The organism is Massilia arenae (genome assembly GCF_008014745.1).
GTDB lineage: Bacteria > Pseudomonadota > Gammaproteobacteria > Burkholderiales > Burkholderiaceae_D > Telluria > Telluria arenae.
In genome coordinates this window covers 1-15,075 of sequence record NZ_VPFD01000042.1, presented here as the reverse complement: position 1 = coordinate 15,075, position 15,075 = coordinate 1, and the positions used below count along the sequence as shown (strand labels likewise).

The following is a 15,075-nucleotide window of genomic DNA, read 5'->3' as shown; positions in this document are numbered from 1 at the left end:
TTCCGTTCTTATTGTGTTCTTGCCGGCACGCGGCATGCCGGTCGGAGCCAGTGTACACGACCTGGCCGGCGATATCGGGTACGCTTGCACGGCCTGATCAACCCCGTGCTTCAGAAGGAATTACCTTGTCCGACGATCGAACGACCGACCCATCCATCGTGCATGAGCGCCGCATCCTGCTGCACGGCGGCGCCGCGCTGGCCGGCCTCGCGCTGGCCCCGGCGATGACCCTGCCCGCGTTCGCGCAGCGGCCCTTGCCCAAGGTGCCGTACGTGACGACGCCGCAGGACATCGTCGACCGCATGCTGTCGATGGCCAAGGTCGGGCGCGATGACGTGGTGTATGACCTCGGCTGTGGCGACGGCCGCATCGTGATCTCGGCCGCCCGCCGGTATGGCGCGCGCGGCGTAGGCATCGACCTCGATCCCGAACGCATCCGGGAAGCGAATGCCAATGCGCGCTCGGCCGGTGTACAGGACCGCGTGCGCTTTCGCCAGGCCGATCTGTTCAAGACCGATTTCAGCCCGGCCACCGTGGTCATGCTGTACCTGCTGTTTGAAGTGAACCTGCAGCTGATGCCGCAGCTGTGGCGGCAGTTGCGGGTCGGCGCGCGGGTGGTGTCGCACGATTTTCACATGGGCGCCCAATGGCCGCCGGAGCAGATCGTGCGGATGCGCGACAAGACCCTGTATGCGTGGACGATCACCGAGGAGCTCAAGCAGGAGCTTGCGCAAATGCGTTCAGCGAAGCCTTGACCAGCGCCAGCTGGGCATCGACGACTTCCCGACCGTATTTGAGTCCTGCATCGCCATATGCCAATGACCGATGGCGCGCTGCAGCCCGCGTTCGTCGTTGACGGCGTCGATTTGCCGCACCAGGTCGGCGGCGATCAGGCCGAGATAGGTTTCGGCCGTGCGCACCAGCATGGCTTTCACCGGCGCCAGGCGCGCAGCATCGTTCGACGTCTCGGCAGCGGTCGCGATCAGGCCGAGTGCGCTCAATTCATCGAGAATGCGTGCCAGTTGTGGGGCCGGCATCAGCGCCGCCAGCTCGCCTGCAGGCTTGTGCCCGTCGAGCATGATCAGTACGCTGCGCTGTCTCGCGCCGAGCCCGGCGCTGCGCTGGACGATTTCGAGACGGCCTTGCGCCGTCTTGGCATAGACAATGTCGATAAACGCGGGCGTGGCGATAGGTGGTTCGGCGAGCATCGTCGTCCTGGGCCTGATGATCGCTTGATTCTATGAAGCAATTATTACAGCAATATGTCGGATGGGCCGAGGCGACAGTGAGGGCGACGCCTTACATGCACGAGATGACCGATATGGCGTACGGAGGGCTGGCTTTCGGGTCAGTGTCGCGCCGATAGGTAACAGTACATTCCTTTGTCGCGCTCGGTAATTTCCGGGCCAAATATACATTGCTCGAGTATGTACAGATCATCCATTTATCCAGCTGATCGGCAACACCCCCGGTGAGAGAGAACTTGTGTTCCACCGTGTCGGCCTTCTCGATAACGTCGCCCTTGAGTACACCTTCCTGTTCCAGTGGCCCGAGGCGGGCGCCTGCACCGTCCAGCTTCAGCTTCATGTCTGGCAGGTAGGCTCCAGTCCAGCCAGCGGGTCCTTGGACTTTTATCTGGTCGGATGTGACTGATGGTGGACAAACTATGCGCTGGTCGGCTTTCGCCGGACCACAGGCCATGCCCACAGCCAGGCAGGCAGGCTATAACGGACCTCAGGTTCAGTTGCATCGGACTCTCCGAGACAGCAATATGCCGATGCTACCTACGAAGAGGAAACCTACTTTGACCCAGCCCGACCTCGACCTAATTGTGAAGGCGGCATTGGCGTTGATGCCTCGAGTTAATCGGTCAGTAAACCACAACACCAATACAAAAAGCCCGCATTGCGCGGGCCTTTCGATGAATCCTGTTGGTGGGAAGTGCAAGTTTCGAACTTGCGACCCCTGCAGTGTGAATGCAGTGCTCTACCCCTGAGCTAACCTCCCAACGAGGCCGTATTATGCCATAGAGTCTTGATTATTCCAAATGGCAATTGACCAACTTATTTGTACCGATGCCGTGATCTCGAAAGAAACACGGCGAGGCAGCGATACCTGCCGCGCTTGCCGAAAACAAGAAGGCCAGCATTGCTGCTGGCCCTTGTGAATTCTGGTGGGAAGTGCAAGTTTCGAACTTGCGACCCCTGCAGTGTGAATGCAGTGCTCTACCCCTGAGCTAACCTCCCGAAGCGAGGCGTATTATGGCACAGAATCACTGTCCCGTCACCCCGGCGGAGAATAATTCCTCCACACGCAGCTACCCTTCACGTTCTTGTCGAGGCCAGTCAGCACCTCGTCGTGCGCCGCGAGTTCGTCGCCGCTCGCCGCGACCACGATGATCTCGCCCAGTGGCACCACTTCGAGTGCGTCGCCGATATTCGCAGTCTCGACCTCGACGTCCATCGTCAGCGAATTCTGGCCGCGGGTCATGGCCAGATAGACGTCGGCCAGCAACTCCGAGTCGAGCAGCGCGCCGTGCAGCTTGCGGTGCGCGTTCGAGATCTCGTAGCGGTCGCACAGTGCGTCCAGCGAATTGCGCTTGCCCGGGTGCAGTTCCTTGGCGTTCACCAGGGTGTCGATCACGCCGTTGCAATGCTCGACGAAGGGCCGCATGCCGATGCGGGTAAATTCGTGGTTCAGGAAGCCCAGGTCGAACGGCGCGTTATGGATGATGACTTCGGCGCCCTGCACGAACTCGCGCAATTCTTCGGCGATCTCGTGGAACTTCGGCTTGTCGCTCAAGAACTCGGTGGTCAGGCCGTGGACGGCGAGCGCCGCCTCGTCCGACTCGCGCTCGGGATTGATGTAGCGGTGAAAATTATTACCGGTCAGTTTACGGTTGAAGATTTCGACGCAGCCGACCTCGATGACGCGGTCGCCCGTGCGAGGATTCAGGCCGGTGGTTTCGGTATCGAGGACGATCTGGCGCATGGTGTTCTACTAAATAAATTGAAACTGAGTTGAAGCGGACCAGAGTATAACAAAGCCCGCCCCTGCCTTCCGGCGGTGAAACGCTCAGCGCCGGACCGAGGCCGCGCCGCGATTGGCCAGCACGTCGGCCCGCTCGTTGCCCGGATGGCCGTTGTGGCCGCGCACCCAGCGCCATTCGACGGCGTGCTGCTGTTGCGCCTGGTCGAGCGCCTTCCACAGGTCGTCGTTCTTGACCGGCTCCTTCGCCGCCGTCTTCCAGCCGCGTGCCTTCCAGCCGTGGATCCATTCCGAGATCCCCTTCTGTACGTACTGGCTGTCGGTATGCAGCACGATCTTGCACGGACGGTTCAGGACGCCGAGCGCCTCGATCACGGCGCGCAATTCCATGCGGTTATTGGTGGTGTTCGGCTCGCCGCCGAAGATTTCTTTCTCGTGGCCGTTCGAGACCAGGAGCGCGCCCCAGCCACCCGTGCCGGGATTGCCCTTGCATGCGCCGTCGGTAAAGATCTCGACCTGCGTCGCGCCCGCTTCATTCGTTTGTTGTTCGCTCATTCCTGTTCGCTGCCGGCACTGCCGCCGGCCGCTTGCTCGCTTTCTTGTTCCATGCGGGACCGATAATGTGCATGCCCTTGACCCGCTTGATCGCATGCACCACGTAGACCGCGCCGAGATACGGCCACCAGCGCCCGCCCGCCGATTCCATCATCGAGAAGCGGCTGAGCCAGTGGGCCGTGCGGCACGGCGGGGCGTAGCAGCCGAAATGGCTGCGTGTCACGCCCAGATTCAACAATTTTAGCCAGTCTTTCAGGCGCGGCAAAGAAATGAATTCGCCGGACTCGGGCAGGTAGTCGCTGCGGGTGACGCGCCGGAAGCCCTGGCGCATGCCCCACAGGCTGGCCGGATTGAAGCCGCAGATGATCACCTGCCCTTCAGGAATCAAGACCCGCTCGACTTCGCGCAAGACCTGGTGCGGCTCGGCGGCGAATTCCAGCACGTGCGGCAGCACCACCAGGTCGATGCTGCTGGTGGCGAACGGCAGTTCCTCGAAGTCGACCGCGACCGCGATCTGTTTGCCGCCCGCGGCAAACGCGAGTTCGTCCGCATGCGAGGTGCGCGTGGCGGCCTGCCATTTGTTGGGCATGCGGCTGGCCGCAAGCGCATCGAGCTGGGGTACGCCGATCTGCAGCGCATTGAAGCCGAAGATATCCACCGTGAGTTCGTCCAGGCAAGCCTGCTCGAACGCGCGCACGTAGGCGCCCGCCGGCGATTGCAGCCAGTTGTCGAGCGCTATAATGGATTTTTCGGATGCGCTATCCATGCCACCTCTTTGACCCACGGTTCACCATGACGACTCCTCTGCGCACTCAGCTCGCGGCTCAGCTCGCGATATTGACGCTTCCTGCCTTTAAAGACAATTATCTCTGGCTCATTCACGACGGCAGCAACGCCGCCATCGTCGACCCGGGCGATGCCGCCCCGGTCAAGGCCGCCCTGGCCGCGCACAAGCTGCGCCTGACCGCCATTTTACTCACCCATCATCATGCTGACCATATCGGGGGTGTGCCGGGCTTGCTCCAGGACTGGGACGTACCCGTATTCGGGCCGCGTAATGACGGCATCGCGCTGGTGACGCATCCGCTCGGCGAGGGTGAACGGATCGGCGTGCCGGGGCTGGATCTCGCGCTGGACGTAGTGGACGTGCCGGGTCACACGCTGGGCCATATCGCCTATGTGCGACGCGCTCCAGGTCGAGACGCGGGCGCGAATTGGCTGTTTTGCGGCGACACATTGTTCGGTGCCGGCTGCGGGCGGCTGTTCGAAGGCACGCCGCAGCAGATGATGGCATCGCTCGGCAAGCTCGCGGCGCTGCCGGACGATACGCTGGTGTATTGCGCGCATGAATACACGCTGTCGAATCTGCGTTTCGCCCAGGCGGTGGAACCGGGCAACGCCGCGCTCGATGCGCGGGTGCGGGCCGATGGCGCGCAGCGCGAGGCCGGACTGCCGACCATTCCGTCGACGGTCGGCCTCGAGCGGGCGACCAATCCCTTCCTGCGCCATGACGAGGCGCGCATCGTGCAAAGCCTGGTCGAGGCCGGGCGCCTCATGCCGGGCGGGGCGCCGGTCGACGTCTTTGCTGCGCTGCGCGAGTGGAAGAATACCTTCTGATTGGAAGAATAAGGTCTAATGCGTGCCTCGTGGACGGCCGGACCGTCCACGAGGCAGATCAAATCTCTTCGTACAGCGGCAGGGTCAGGAACTCGGCGAAGTCATCCGACGTCGACATCTCCTCGAAGATGACGGCGGCGCGCTCGTAGCTCGCATGCGTCCCGTCCGCCGCCACTACCTTCACCTTTTCCAGTTCTTCGGGAATCATCTCTCGCACCATGTCCGCCGTGACCTTGCGGCCATCATCCAGCACGCCTTTCGGCGAGCGAATCCACTGCCACACCTGCGAGCGGCTGATCTCGGCCGTCGCCGCGTCTTCCATCAGGTTGTGGATCGGCACACAGCCATTTCCAGCCAGCCAGGCGCCCAGGTAATGGATGCCGACATTGATGTTGTAACGCAGGCCGGCCTCGGTGATCGGCGTCTCGGGCTGGAAGTCGAGCAATTGCGCGGCCGTCACCTCGACGTCCGGGCGCTGCTTCTCGAACTGGTTCGGCCTGTCGCCCAGCACCTTGGTGAACTCTTCCATCGCCAGTCCGACCAGGCCGGGGTGCGCGACCCAGCCGCCGTCATAGCCGTCGGTGGCGTCGCGCGCCTTGTCGGTGCGCACGCCGCCCATCGCGATCTCATTTTTCTCGGGATCGTTCTTGATCGGAATGAGGGCCGACATGCCGCCCATGGCCGGCGCGCCGCGCCGGTGGCAGGTCTTGAGCAGCAGCAGCGCATAGGCGCGCATGAACGGCGCCGTCATCGTCACCTTGGCGCGGTCGGCCAGACAGAAGTCGCGGTCATGCTTGAACTTCTTGATGCACGAGAAGATGTAATCCCAGCGGCCGGCGTTCAGGCCGGCGCTGTGCTCGCGCAGCTCATACAGGATCTCGTCCATCTCGAAGGCGGCAAGAATGGTTTCGATCAGCACCGTGGCCTTGATCGTGCCCTGCGGCAGGCCAAGTGCGTCCTGGGTCATCACGAACACGTCGTTCCACAGGCGCGCTTCCAGGTGCGATTCCAGCTTCGGCAGATAGAAATAGGGGCCAGCGCCGCGCGCCAGCAATTCCTTCGCGTTGTGGAACATGAACAGCGCGAAATCGACGATGCCGCCCGAGACGCGCTGGCCGTCGACCAGCACATGCTTTTCGTCCAGGTGCCAGCCGCGCGGACGCACGATCAGGGTCGCCACCTTGTCATTGAGCCGGTAGGACTTGCCGTTCTGTTCCAGCGAAATGGTTTTGCGCACCGCATCGACCAGATTGACCTGGCCCTGGATCTGGTTGTCCCAGTTCGGGGTATTCGAATCCTCGAAGTCGGTCATATAGCTGTCGGCGCCGGAATTGAGCGCATTGATCACCATCTTGCGCTCGACCGGACCGGTGATCTCCACGCGCCGGCAGGCCAGCGCCGGCGGGATCGGCGCGATCGTCCAGTCGCCGTCGCGGATGTGGGCGGTCTCGGGAAGGAAGTCCGGACGCTCGCCGGCGTCGAGCTGTCGCGCCCGCTCGGCACGCGCGGCCAGCAATTCCTGGCGCCGCGGCGCGAAGGCGCGCGCGAGCTGCGCCACCAGCGCAAGCGCCTCCGGGACCAGGATGTTCTCGTAGCCGGGTTTGATCTCGCCCGTGATCTGCATGCCGGCGGGGATGGTGAGGGACATATGCGCTCCTGAGTTTGATGAAGAATGCGTGCGACGCCATGCCCATGACGGGCGCTCCTTGGCGTTTGTCTTTGCATCAAGTATATTCACCTGAATAGCGCTAAACCATACAAAATCTCACATCATCCGTGTGTTTTTGTATCAAATAAGAGGCGGGAACAGGTAAACAATATGGGCAAATTCACGCAGATGGCGACCTTCGTCGAGGTCGTCGCGCGCGGCAGCCTGTCCGCCGCGGCGCGCGCCGAGGGCATCGCGCCGGCCATGATCGGCCGCCGCCTCGACGCGCTCGAGGCCCGGCTCGGGGTCAAGCTGCTGCAACGCACGACGCGGCGGCTGGTGCTGACCGACGAAGGCACGGCCTTCCTCGAGGATTGCCAGCGCATCCTGGCCGAGGTGGGCGACGCCGAGTCGGCCATTTCCGAGCACAGCATGCGCGCTTCGGGCCACCTGACGGTGTCGGCGCCGGCCGGCTTCGGCCGCCTGCACCTGGCGCCGCTGCTGCCCTCCTTCCTGGCCGAACACCGCGACGTGACCATCAACCTGAACCTGTCCGACCGCGTGATCGACCTGGTGGCCGAAGGCGTGGACGTGGCCATCCGCATCGCCAGCCTCGACGACTCGAACCTGGTCGGCGTCAAGCTGGCCGACAACCGGCGCGTGGTGGTGGCGTCGCCCGCCTATCTCAAGCGCCACGGACAGCCGCGCCAGCTGGCCGACCTGGCGCGCCACAATTGCCTGCCGATCAGCAGCGAAGGCAGCCAGCGCGGCTGGACCTTCATGGATCACGGCAAGCCGGTGACACTGAAAGTGGGCGGCAATATGGTGTGCAACGACGGCGCGGTGCTGCATGGCTGGGCGCTGGCCGGCAAGGGCCTGGCCTGGCGCTCGATGTGGGAAGTTGCCGGCCAGATCGCGAGCGGCGAACTGGTGACCGTGCTGGACGAGTTCGCGGCGCCCGGCAACGACATCCACGCCGTGTTCGCCCAGCGCCGCCACCTGCCGCTGCGCATCCGCGCCTTCGTGGATTTCCTGCGCCGCAGCTACGCCGCGCCGGACTACTGGCGGCCTTCCTGACGCCGACCGAGCGGCCTGCGCGGGGAGCCACGGGACGTACAGGCAAAAAAAATCCCCGGCAATTCCGGGGATTTTCGTCTCGTAAAGCCCTTAGGCTATTACAGAGGCTGGATGTTCGAGGCTTGCTTGCCCTTAGGGCCGGTGGTCACGTCGAACGAAACGCGCTGGTTCTCCTGCAGCGACTTGAAGCCGGTGCTCTGGATAGCCGAGAAGTGCGCGAACAGATCTTCGCCGCCTTCATCAGGGGTGATGAAGCCGAAGCCCTTCGAGTCATTGAACCATTTAACGATGCCAGTTGCCATTACAATTTCCTATTTCGGTTAGTTGGGCTTGCGCCCGTTTCAGATCGTTTGAAGAAGCAAGAAAGAAATGACAGACAGACTGCACTACTACCTCGAACCCAACGATCCCGTATTATACCGAATAAATCCGAAGCGCACCCTCTTCGTTAAATAAAAAAACCGCCAGGCCGCAACGATTCTCAAATTCAATAAATAGGGGAGCGCATGTTTTTATCCCGTACGAGGGAAAATATAGGCGCAAGACCCGACCAAATGTTTGCGATGAATCAAATTCCGCTCTGCCGCACGTTTGCGCATGCGGCTTGCGTAGCGCCGCGCGCGACTGGGCGCCCCTGCAATGGCTCAGGTCAGCGATTTTGGATCGCGATGCGCGATGCGGATATATTCGTCGAGTTCCGCGCGCCAGGCTTGCCACTCCGTGGCAGCCACGACATCGAAGGCGCGCAGCACCCGTAGTCGCTGCTCGAGCAGGCGTGCGTGGTTGCCCAGGCCGCGAAAGCCAAAGGTGGCCGCCGAGCCCGCCAGCGTGTGCAGCATGGCCTGCACCTCGTTCGCTGCCGGCGCGACGTCGAAGGCCGGTTCGCCGGCGCGCTCCAGTTGCTGCGACAGCGCCGCCAGACGTTCCAGGGTCGACGGCAAGCGCGCCGCGAACTTCTCGTTGAGTTCGGCGAGGCGCGCGAAGAACTGCTGGTCGGCCGGCTGCACGGTTGCCATCGGCGACGCTTACTTGGTGCCGAAGATGCGGTCGCCCGCATCGCCCAGGCCCGGGATGATGTAGGCATGATCGTCCAGGTGCGAGTCGAGCGAAGCGACGTACAGCTTGACGTTCGGATGCGCATCCTGGACCACCTGCACGCCTTCCGGCGCCGCCACCAGGGCCAGGAACAGGATCTGCTCGTCCGGCACGCCACGCTTCTTGAGTACGTCGATCGCGTGCACCGCCGAGTTTCCGGTGGCCACCATCGGGTCGCACAGGATGAAGGTACGGTCGACCGTATCCGGCAGGCGCACCATGTACTCGACCGGCTCATGGGTTTCGGGGTCGCGGAACACGCCGATATGGCCGACGCGCGCCGACGGCACCAGCTCCAGCAGGCCGTCGCTCATGCCGATGCCGGCGCGCAGGATCGGCACCACGGCCAGCTTCTTGCCCGCGATCACCGGCGCATCGATGGTCACCAGCGGGGTCTTGATCGAGCGCGTCGTCAGCGGCAGGTCGCGCGTGATCTCGTATCCCATCAGCAGCGTGATCTCGCGCAGCAGTTCGCGGAAAGTGCGGGTCGAGGTGTCGTGCTCGCGCATATGCGACAGCTTGTGCTGGATCAGCGGGTGGTTCAGGATATAGAGGTTCGGGAAGCGCGGGTCTTGTTTCATGGCGGGATTCGAAAGTTCTGTGTGAAGCATGCAAGCGCGCATTATCCCAGCCACGCGGCCGTTTGTCCCGGTCTGCACGTGAAATAAATGATAATCATGACACGAGGGCGCGCGCCAGGATCGCCTCGACTTCCACAGCGGCGGGCAACCGTCCGTAAGCCCCGCCCACCGGCTGCAAGATGCGGGAGAGCAGGAACGCTTCTCCCACGTACCGCGGCGCATGGCGCAGCAATAGCGCGGCCTGCACCGCCACCACGATCTGCTCGGCCAGCACCCGTGCACCGGCTTCGTCGTTCAGGCGCGCCGACAGCCCGTCCAGCAGCGCCGCCACGTGATCCGCGAAGCGCTCGTCCAGCCCCGCTGCCGGCGCCAGCTCGGCCGCCAGCGCCGCGCGCGCCTCCCTTGGGGATTTGCCGAGCGCACGCAGCAGGTCCAGGCACATCACATTACCCGAGCCTTCCCAGATCGAATTGACCGGCAGCTCACGGTACAGGCGCGCCAGCGGGCCGTCCTCGACGTAACCGTTGCCGCCCATGACTTCCATCGCCTCGGCCCCGAAGCCGGGGCCGCGCTTGCAGATCCAGTACTTGCCGGCCGCCGTCAGGATGCGGCCCAGCAGCGCCTGCGACGGCTCCTCACCTTCGTCGAAACAGCGCGCCAGGCGCAGGGCGAAGGCGGTGGCGGCCTCGGATTCCAGCGCCAGGTCGGCCAGCACGTTCTGCATCAGGGGCTGCCTGGCCAGCGGCCGGCCGAAGGCCATGCGGCCGCGCGCATGGTGCAGCGCATGGCACAGGGCGGCGCGCATGATGCCGGCGCTGCCCAGCACGCAATCGAGGCGGGTGTGGCTGCCCATCTCGAGGATAGTCGGAATGCCGCGCCCCGGCTCGCCGATCATCCAGCCCAGCGCGCCGCAGAACTCGACCTCGGACGAGGCGTTCGAGCGGTTGCCCAGCTTGTCCTTCAGGCGCTGCACCCGCACCGCATTTCTTCGGCCGTCGGCCAGAAAACGCGGCACCAGGAAGCAACTCAATGCGCCCGCGCCTTCCCCCACTTCGTTGCAGCGCGCGAGCACCAGATGGGCGTCGGCCTGCGGCACCGAATAAAACCATTTGTGGCCGACGATGCGCCAGGCGCCCTCGCCTGCAGCGCCTTCCTCCAGCAGTTCGTCCGCCCCCAGCGGCGTGGCGCGCGTGGTGTTGGCGCGCACGTCGGAGCCGCCCTGCTTCTCGGTCATGCCCATGCCGACCAGGGCGCCGCGCTTGTGCGCCACCGGCAAGGGCCGGGGATCGTAGTCGCGCGACAGGATCTTGGGCAGCCATGCCGCCGCCAGCTCCGGCGCCCGGCGCAGGGCCGGCACCGCGGCATAAGTCATCGTCACCGGGCACTGGGCGCCATTCTCGGCCTGGCCGAACAGAAGGTATTGCGCCGCCCGCGCCACCTGGGCGCCGGGACGCGGATCGCTCCAGGGCGCACTATGGGCGCCGGCGCCGATCATCAGCGTCATCAAAGCATGCCAGGCCGGGTGGAATTCGGGCTCGTCGATGCGCCGCCCGGCGCGGTCGAAGTTCGCCAGCGTCGGACCATGGGCATTGGCCAGGCGCGCCAGCTCCTGGACCTCGGCGCTGCCGAGCCGCGCACCCAGCGCGTCCAGCTGCGGCGCCGCCCAGCCGCCGCCCTCGCGCAGCAACGCTTCCTGCAGCGCCGGATCGCAGGCGTACAGATTGATGCCGGTAAATGGCGGCGCCTGGTTCTCGACCTCGTGGGTGGCGAATCGGTCCATCATCTCTCCTCCACATCTGTTCAATCTCAAAATGCAGTGAAATGTTGCATTGCGGCATCATAATTGCAGTTAATTATGTCGTTACAATCAAGAATAAGCGACAATATACCGTGACAAACTTGACCGTCCAGCAAGGAGGTTAGCGCCAACATGCTTGCCGGGCAAGCAGGCTGCTCTGGCTCAACAAAGGTTGGAATCATTGCATGACTTGTGCTTTCTAATGCTTTGCGGAATTTTTCAGTGATAGAGTCATCCCTGGTTTGGTAGACTTGCACGGATTCACATGTGACATTCGCATGACGTGCACGTGCCGCAACAATAAAGCAAGAAAGCTCCTGGACAACATGCACACCAGTTCCTCCGCCGTGCCCCCGCCCCAGCCGGCCGCCGCTCCCGTGCAGGCGGCGGTGCTGCCAGCGGTGCTGCTCGACGGCTTGCTGGAGACGGCCGGCGACGCCGTTTTCCGCGTCGCGCCCGATGGTGCGATCCACGCGGCCGGCACGCGCGCACGGGGCCTGTCGGGCTACGAAGCCGGCTGCTCGCTGCTGTCGCTGGTGCACGAGATCGACCAGCCGGCCTTGCGCAATGCGCTGGCCGGCGCCGCCGCCGGCCACGAGGCGGTGCTGGTCGAGACCCGCTTCCGCTCGGGCGAGCGCGATATCTGGTTCGAACTCAGGATCGCGCGCCTGGCCACCGGCGACGCGGCGCCGCTGCTGGTGATCGGCCGCGACATGTCGGTCCAGCATGCGACCGAAGAGCGCCTGCGCCACATGGCGACCCACGACGCCCTGACCGAGCTCCCCAACCGGGTGCTGCTATCGGACCGGATCCGGATGGTGATCGCCAATGCGCGCCGCTCGGGCCACGGCTTCGCGGTCGCCGCCATCGGCCTGGACGGCTTTAAGAAAGTCAACGACGGCCTGGGCCATCCGCTTGGCGACACGGTGCTGCAGATGGCGGCCGTGCGCCTGCGCCGCACCCTGCGCGACAGCGACACCCTGGCCCGGGTCGGCGGCGACGAATTCGTGGCGGTACTGCCGGGGACCTTCACCGAGCCGCAGATCAAGCTCGTCACGGGCCGCCTGCTGGCCACCCTCCAGTCGCCGTTCGAGGCCGGCGGCCACACGATCTACCTGGGCGCCTCGATCGGCGTGGCGGTCTACCCGGACCACGCCGAAGACGAGGTGCGCCTGGTGACGCTGGCCGACGCCGCGCTGTCGCGCGCCAAGGAGACCGGCAAGGGCCGCGCCGTGGTCTACAGCCCCGGCGACCAGGGACCGCCGCAACACGACATCTCGCTCGAAGCGGCCATGTTCAATGCGGTGCGCGAGGGCGAATTCCTGCTCTACTACCAGCCGATCGTGAATGCGCGCAGCCGCATCATCGAGGGCTTCGAGACCCTGATGCGCTGGAAGCATCCGACCCTGGGCATGGTGCCGCCGGTGCGCTTCATCCCGATCGCCGAGAGCAACGGCCTGATCAACCTGCTCGGGGCCTGGGCCCTGAAAGCGGCCTGCATGCAGATCCGCCAGTTCCAGGAAGTGGCCGGGCGCGAGCTGTACATCTCGGTCAACATCAGCCCGCGCCAGTTCCGCAGCGACCGCTTCCTGACGGTGCTGGACGATGCGCTCGCGCTGTCCGGCCTCGACGGCCGTCAGCTGGTGCTCGAGATCACCGAGGGCACGCTGATGATCGACCCGACGCACGCCGAAGACATCCTGGCGCGCATGGTGGAGCGCCATGCGCGCATCGCGATCGACGATTTCGGCACCGGTTATTCGTCGCTGGCCTATCTCAAGCGCTTCCCGATCTCGGTGCTCAAGATCGACCGCGCCTTCGTGAAGGACTTGCCGTCGTCGAACAAGGACGCGGCCATCTGCAACGCGATACTCGACCTGGCCGGGCACCTCTCGCTGTCGGTGGTGGCCGAAGGCGTCGAAACCGAGGAGCAACTGGCCTGGCTGGACGACCAGGGCTGCCATTACGTCCAGGGCTACCTGACGGGCAAGCCGATGCCGGCCAACGTGGCCGTCACCGCCCTCAAGGAAAATCTCTATACCGCTCTTCTGCCTGCCGATCACCGGACAGGAAAATCATGACCACACAAGCCATCACCCCGGCCATCACCCCGCACTCGGCGAAGTCGCAAGCCACCCTCGCCCTGCTGTGGGAGCGCATCCGGCGCCAGGGCGACATGCCGGGCTTCACCAAGGCCATCAGCGCCATCCTGGCCTCGATGCGCGGCGAGGACGAGCGCGACTTCTCGATGACGCAGACGGTGCTGTCCGACCCGGTGCTGACCCAGAAGGTGCTGCGCCTGGCCAACAGCAGCATGTATGCGGCCTTCGGCCAGCACGTCAACACCATCTCGAAGGCGGTGCTGGTGCTGGGCACCGAGTCGATCGGCCACCTGGCGCTGGGCCTGAAACTGATCGAGGAGCTGAGCCGCAGCAGCCCGGACACCGAAGCCGCCCACGTCGAGATGGAAAAGGCGGTGCTGGCCGGGATGGTGGCGCAGCAGCTGGCGGCCGACTCGCGCTCGCGCGACCCCGAAGAAGCCGTGGTGTGCTCGATCCTGCATTCGCTGGGCCGCATGATGCTGACCTTCTACATGCCGGAGCGTTGGTCCAAAATGCGCGAGGCCGCCGGAGAAGGCCGCGAAGAAAGCGCGGCCCATGAAGTGCTCGGCCTGTCGCTGGAAGAAGTCGGCCGCGCCACCGCCGCCCACTGGGGCCTGCCGCGCAACCTGGTGGCCGGGATGCGCCGGGTCGAACCGGGCGAGCGCTTCGAAGGCTTCGCCCATGAGGACTGGCTGGCCGCGCTGGGCAGCATGTCGACCCAGGCCGCCGACGCCCTGTGGGCCGACGACGCGGCCGGCGCCGAGAAGGTCGCGCAACTGGCCGAGAGCTTCGCGCCGATGCTGGGCCTGCCGGCGAGCGGGATCCTGGCCTCGATCGACAAGGCCAAGATGGAAGCGGCATCCGACCTGTCGATCGCGCCGCTGGCCAAGCCGGCCGAGAAACGCGCGCAACAGGCTGCCGCCACCAGGAAGCGCATCGCAGGCAACAAGATCCTGATGAGCGGCGTGGCCGACATGCGCGACGTCGGCGCCACCGCCACTGCCGGCCAGATGATCTCGATGGCCCTCGAGACGATGCACAAGGGCCTGTCGTTCACGCGCTCGTTCGCTTTTCTCCGGAATCGGCGCGAAGGCCGCTATTCGGCGCGCCTGGGGCTGGGCGAGGACGTCAAGGCGATGCTGTCGAACCTGGCGTTTGACGACGCCTACGAACCGGACGTGTTCCACGCGGCGCTGGGAAGCGACCGCGTGATCTTCATCGAGAATGCGCACGACACCAAGTTCGCGACCAAGCTGCCGGGCTGGTGGAAAGGCACGCTGGCCGAAGCGCGCTGCTTCGTGATCATTCCTCTGTGCGCCCACGGACAGCCGGCGGGTTTCATCTATGGCGACTGGGACGACACCTTCCCGCAAGTGGTCCTGAGCCAGACCGAGTTTTCGCTGCTGAACGACCTGCGCGCGCTGGTGGTGCGCACGGTCGAGCGCAGGCATCAGATGGAAGCGATCGTTACCCGGGTTTGATAGGGGTGCAGTCCTGCGGCTTTTCGCCCCCGCTAGCCGTCGCCCGTCGTTCCCGCGGAGTGATGTGACCCCTTGAAGTGAGACTCCACTTCAAGGGGTCTTATGAAGTACGACGAGCAGTTTAAATTTTCAG

General features: G+C 64.5%; 16 protein-coding genes and 2 tRNA genes. 5 read left to right on the top strand and 13 right to left on the bottom strand.

Going from position 1 to position 15,075, the window contains the following annotated elements:
- The first annotated feature begins 125 nt into the window (after positions 1–125).
- A complete protein-coding gene (locus FVD38_RS24975) occupies positions 126–755 on the top strand; it encodes a class I SAM-dependent methyltransferase (RefSeq protein WP_147937272.1) in 630 nt (209 codons plus the stop codon).
- Here the strand turns inward: FVD38_RS24975 and FVD38_RS24970 are convergent.
- From FVD38_RS24970 to FVD38_RS24940, 7 genes are all read right to left on the bottom strand, one after another.
- Positions 741–1,208, bottom strand: a complete 468-nt coding sequence (locus FVD38_RS24970; protein WP_147937271.1) for a hypothetical protein — start codon at positions 1,206–1,208, stop codon at positions 741–743. The two genes, FVD38_RS24975 and FVD38_RS24970, sit on opposite strands and share 15 nt — an antisense overlap.
- Positions 1,209–1,299: 91 nt before the next feature.
- Entirely contained in the window at positions 1,300–1,701 is a 402-nt protein-coding gene (locus FVD38_RS24965) for an STY0301 family protein (RefSeq protein WP_308617207.1), read from the bottom strand.
- Positions 1,702–1,932: 231 nt separating this feature from the next.
- Positions 1,933–2,007 (bottom strand) — tRNA-Val (locus FVD38_RS24960).
- A 164-nt stretch (positions 2,008–2,171) separates the two neighbouring features.
- Positions 2,172–2,246 (bottom strand) — tRNA-Val (locus FVD38_RS24955).
- A 37-nt stretch (positions 2,247–2,283) separates the two neighbouring features.
- Positions 2,284–2,991, bottom strand: a complete 708-nt coding sequence (gene dnaQ / locus FVD38_RS24950) for a DNA polymerase III subunit epsilon (protein WP_147937269.1) — start codon at positions 2,989–2,991, stop codon at positions 2,284–2,286.
- An 84-nt stretch (positions 2,992–3,075) separates the two neighbouring features.
- A complete protein-coding gene (rnhA, locus tag FVD38_RS24945; RefSeq protein ID WP_147937268.1) occupies positions 3,076–3,543 on the bottom strand; it encodes a ribonuclease HI in 468 nt (155 codons plus the stop codon).
- Positions 3,521–4,309 carry a class I SAM-dependent methyltransferase gene (locus FVD38_RS24940; protein ID WP_147937267.1) on the bottom strand — a complete coding sequence of 263 codons (789 nt, stop codon included), beginning with the start codon at positions 4,307–4,309 and terminating at the stop codon, positions 3,521–3,523. Before FVD38_RS24940 ends, rnhA begins: the two co-directional genes overlap by 23 nt.
- Positions 4,310–4,335: 26 nt before the next feature.
- Between FVD38_RS24940 and gloB the strand changes: the two genes are divergently transcribed.
- Positions 4,336–5,160 carry a hydroxyacylglutathione hydrolase gene (gloB, locus tag FVD38_RS24935; protein ID WP_147937266.1) on the top strand — a complete coding sequence of 275 codons (825 nt, stop codon included), beginning with the start codon at positions 4,336–4,338 and terminating at the stop codon, positions 5,158–5,160.
- Positions 5,161–5,218: 58 nt separating this feature from the next.
- Here gloB and aceB read toward each other — a convergent pair whose 3' ends face one another.
- Positions 5,219–6,808 (bottom strand): malate synthase A, encoded by a 1,590-nt coding sequence (gene aceB / locus FVD38_RS24930; RefSeq protein WP_147937265.1) that lies wholly within the window; start codon positions 6,806–6,808, stop codon positions 5,219–5,221.
- 171 nt (positions 6,809–6,979) lie between these two features.
- Here aceB and FVD38_RS24925 point away from each other — a divergent pair, with 171 nt between their 5' ends.
- Positions 6,980–7,885 carry a LysR family transcriptional regulator gene (locus FVD38_RS24925; protein WP_147937264.1) on the top strand — a complete coding sequence of 302 codons (906 nt, stop codon included), beginning with the start codon at positions 6,980–6,982 and terminating at the stop codon, positions 7,883–7,885.
- Positions 7,886–7,983: 98 nt separating this feature from the next.
- On the opposite strand, the gene FVD38_RS24920 is transcribed toward FVD38_RS24925, so the two are convergent.
- From FVD38_RS24920 to FVD38_RS24900, 5 genes are all read right to left on the bottom strand, one after another.
- Complete coding sequence (locus FVD38_RS24920; RefSeq protein ID WP_005670341.1) at positions 7,984–8,187, bottom strand: cold-shock protein; 204 nt, start codon at positions 8,185–8,187, stop codon at positions 7,984–7,986.
- Between the two features lie 342 nt (positions 8,188–8,529).
- On the bottom strand, positions 8,530–8,901 hold the full coding sequence (locus FVD38_RS24915; protein WP_147937263.1) for an Hpt domain-containing protein: 372 nt from the start codon (positions 8,899–8,901) through the stop codon (positions 8,530–8,532).
- A 9-nt stretch (positions 8,902–8,910) separates the two neighbouring features.
- The gene (gene upp / locus FVD38_RS24910) at positions 8,911–9,561 is read right to left on the bottom strand and encodes a uracil phosphoribosyltransferase (RefSeq protein ID WP_123070450.1); all 651 of its coding nucleotides are present in this window, start codon (positions 9,559–9,561) and stop codon (positions 8,911–8,913) included.
- Positions 9,562–9,655: 94 nt separating this feature from the next.
- A complete protein-coding gene (locus FVD38_RS24905; protein ID WP_147937280.1) occupies positions 9,656–11,341 on the bottom strand; it encodes an isovaleryl-CoA dehydrogenase in 1,686 nt (561 codons plus the stop codon).
- 26 nt (positions 11,342–11,367) lie between these two features.
- A complete protein-coding gene (locus FVD38_RS24900; RefSeq protein ID WP_187271701.1) occupies positions 11,368–11,691 on the bottom strand; it encodes a hypothetical protein in 324 nt (107 codons plus the stop codon).
- Here FVD38_RS24900 and FVD38_RS24895 point away from each other — a divergent pair.
- Positions 11,686–13,440 (top strand): putative bifunctional diguanylate cyclase/phosphodiesterase, encoded by a 1,755-nt coding sequence (locus FVD38_RS24895; RefSeq protein ID WP_229493981.1) that lies wholly within the window; start codon positions 11,686–11,688, stop codon positions 13,438–13,440. The two genes, FVD38_RS24900 and FVD38_RS24895, sit on opposite strands and share 6 nt — an antisense overlap.
- Entirely contained in the window at positions 13,437–14,942 is a 1,506-nt protein-coding gene (locus tag FVD38_RS24890) for an HDOD domain-containing protein (RefSeq protein ID WP_147937260.1), read from the top strand. Before FVD38_RS24895 ends, FVD38_RS24890 begins: the two co-directional genes overlap by 4 nt.
- Positions 14,943–15,075 lie beyond the last annotated feature (133 nt).

Coding starts and splice junctions, on each gene's coding strand:
- FVD38_RS24970 (WP_147937271.1), bottom strand. CDS start 1,208: ATGCTCGCCGAACCACCTATCGCCACGCCCGCGTTTATCGACATTGTC.
- FVD38_RS24965 (WP_308617207.1), bottom strand. CDS start 1,701: ATGGCCTGTGGTCCGGCGAAAGCCGACCAGCGCATAGTTTGTCCACCA.
- dnaQ (WP_147937269.1), bottom strand. CDS start 2,991: ATGCGCCAGATCGTCCTCGATACCGAAACCACCGGCCTGAATCCTCGC.
- rnhA (WP_147937268.1), bottom strand. CDS start 3,543: ATGAGCGAACAACAAACGAATGAAGCGGGCGCGACGCAGGTCGAGATC.
- FVD38_RS24940 (WP_147937267.1), bottom strand. CDS start 4,309: ATGGATAGCGCATCCGAAAAATCCATTATAGCGCTCGACAACTGGCTG.
- gloB (WP_147937266.1), top strand. CDS start 4,336: ATGACGACTCCTCTGCGCACTCAGCTCGCGGCTCAGCTCGCGATATTG.
- aceB (WP_147937265.1), bottom strand. CDS start 6,808: ATGTCCCTCACCATCCCCGCCGGCATGCAGATCACGGGCGAGATCAAA.
- FVD38_RS24925 (WP_147937264.1), top strand. CDS start 6,980: ATGGGCAAATTCACGCAGATGGCGACCTTCGTCGAGGTCGTCGCGCGC.
- FVD38_RS24920 (WP_005670341.1), bottom strand. CDS start 8,187: ATGGCAACTGGCATCGTTAAATGGTTCAATGACTCGAAGGGCTTCGGC.
- FVD38_RS24915 (WP_147937263.1), bottom strand. CDS start 8,901: ATGGCAACCGTGCAGCCGGCCGACCAGCAGTTCTTCGCGCGCCTCGCC.
- upp (WP_123070450.1), bottom strand. CDS start 9,561: ATGAAACAAGACCCGCGCTTCCCGAACCTCTATATCCTGAACCACCCG.
- FVD38_RS24905 (WP_147937280.1), bottom strand. CDS start 11,341: ATGGACCGATTCGCCACCCACGAGGTCGAGAACCAGGCGCCGCCATTT.
- FVD38_RS24895 (WP_229493981.1), top strand. CDS start 11,686: ATGCACACCAGTTCCTCCGCCGTGCCCCCGCCCCAGCCGGCCGCCGCT.
- FVD38_RS24890 (WP_147937260.1), top strand. CDS start 13,437: ATGACCACACAAGCCATCACCCCGGCCATCACCCCGCACTCGGCGAAG.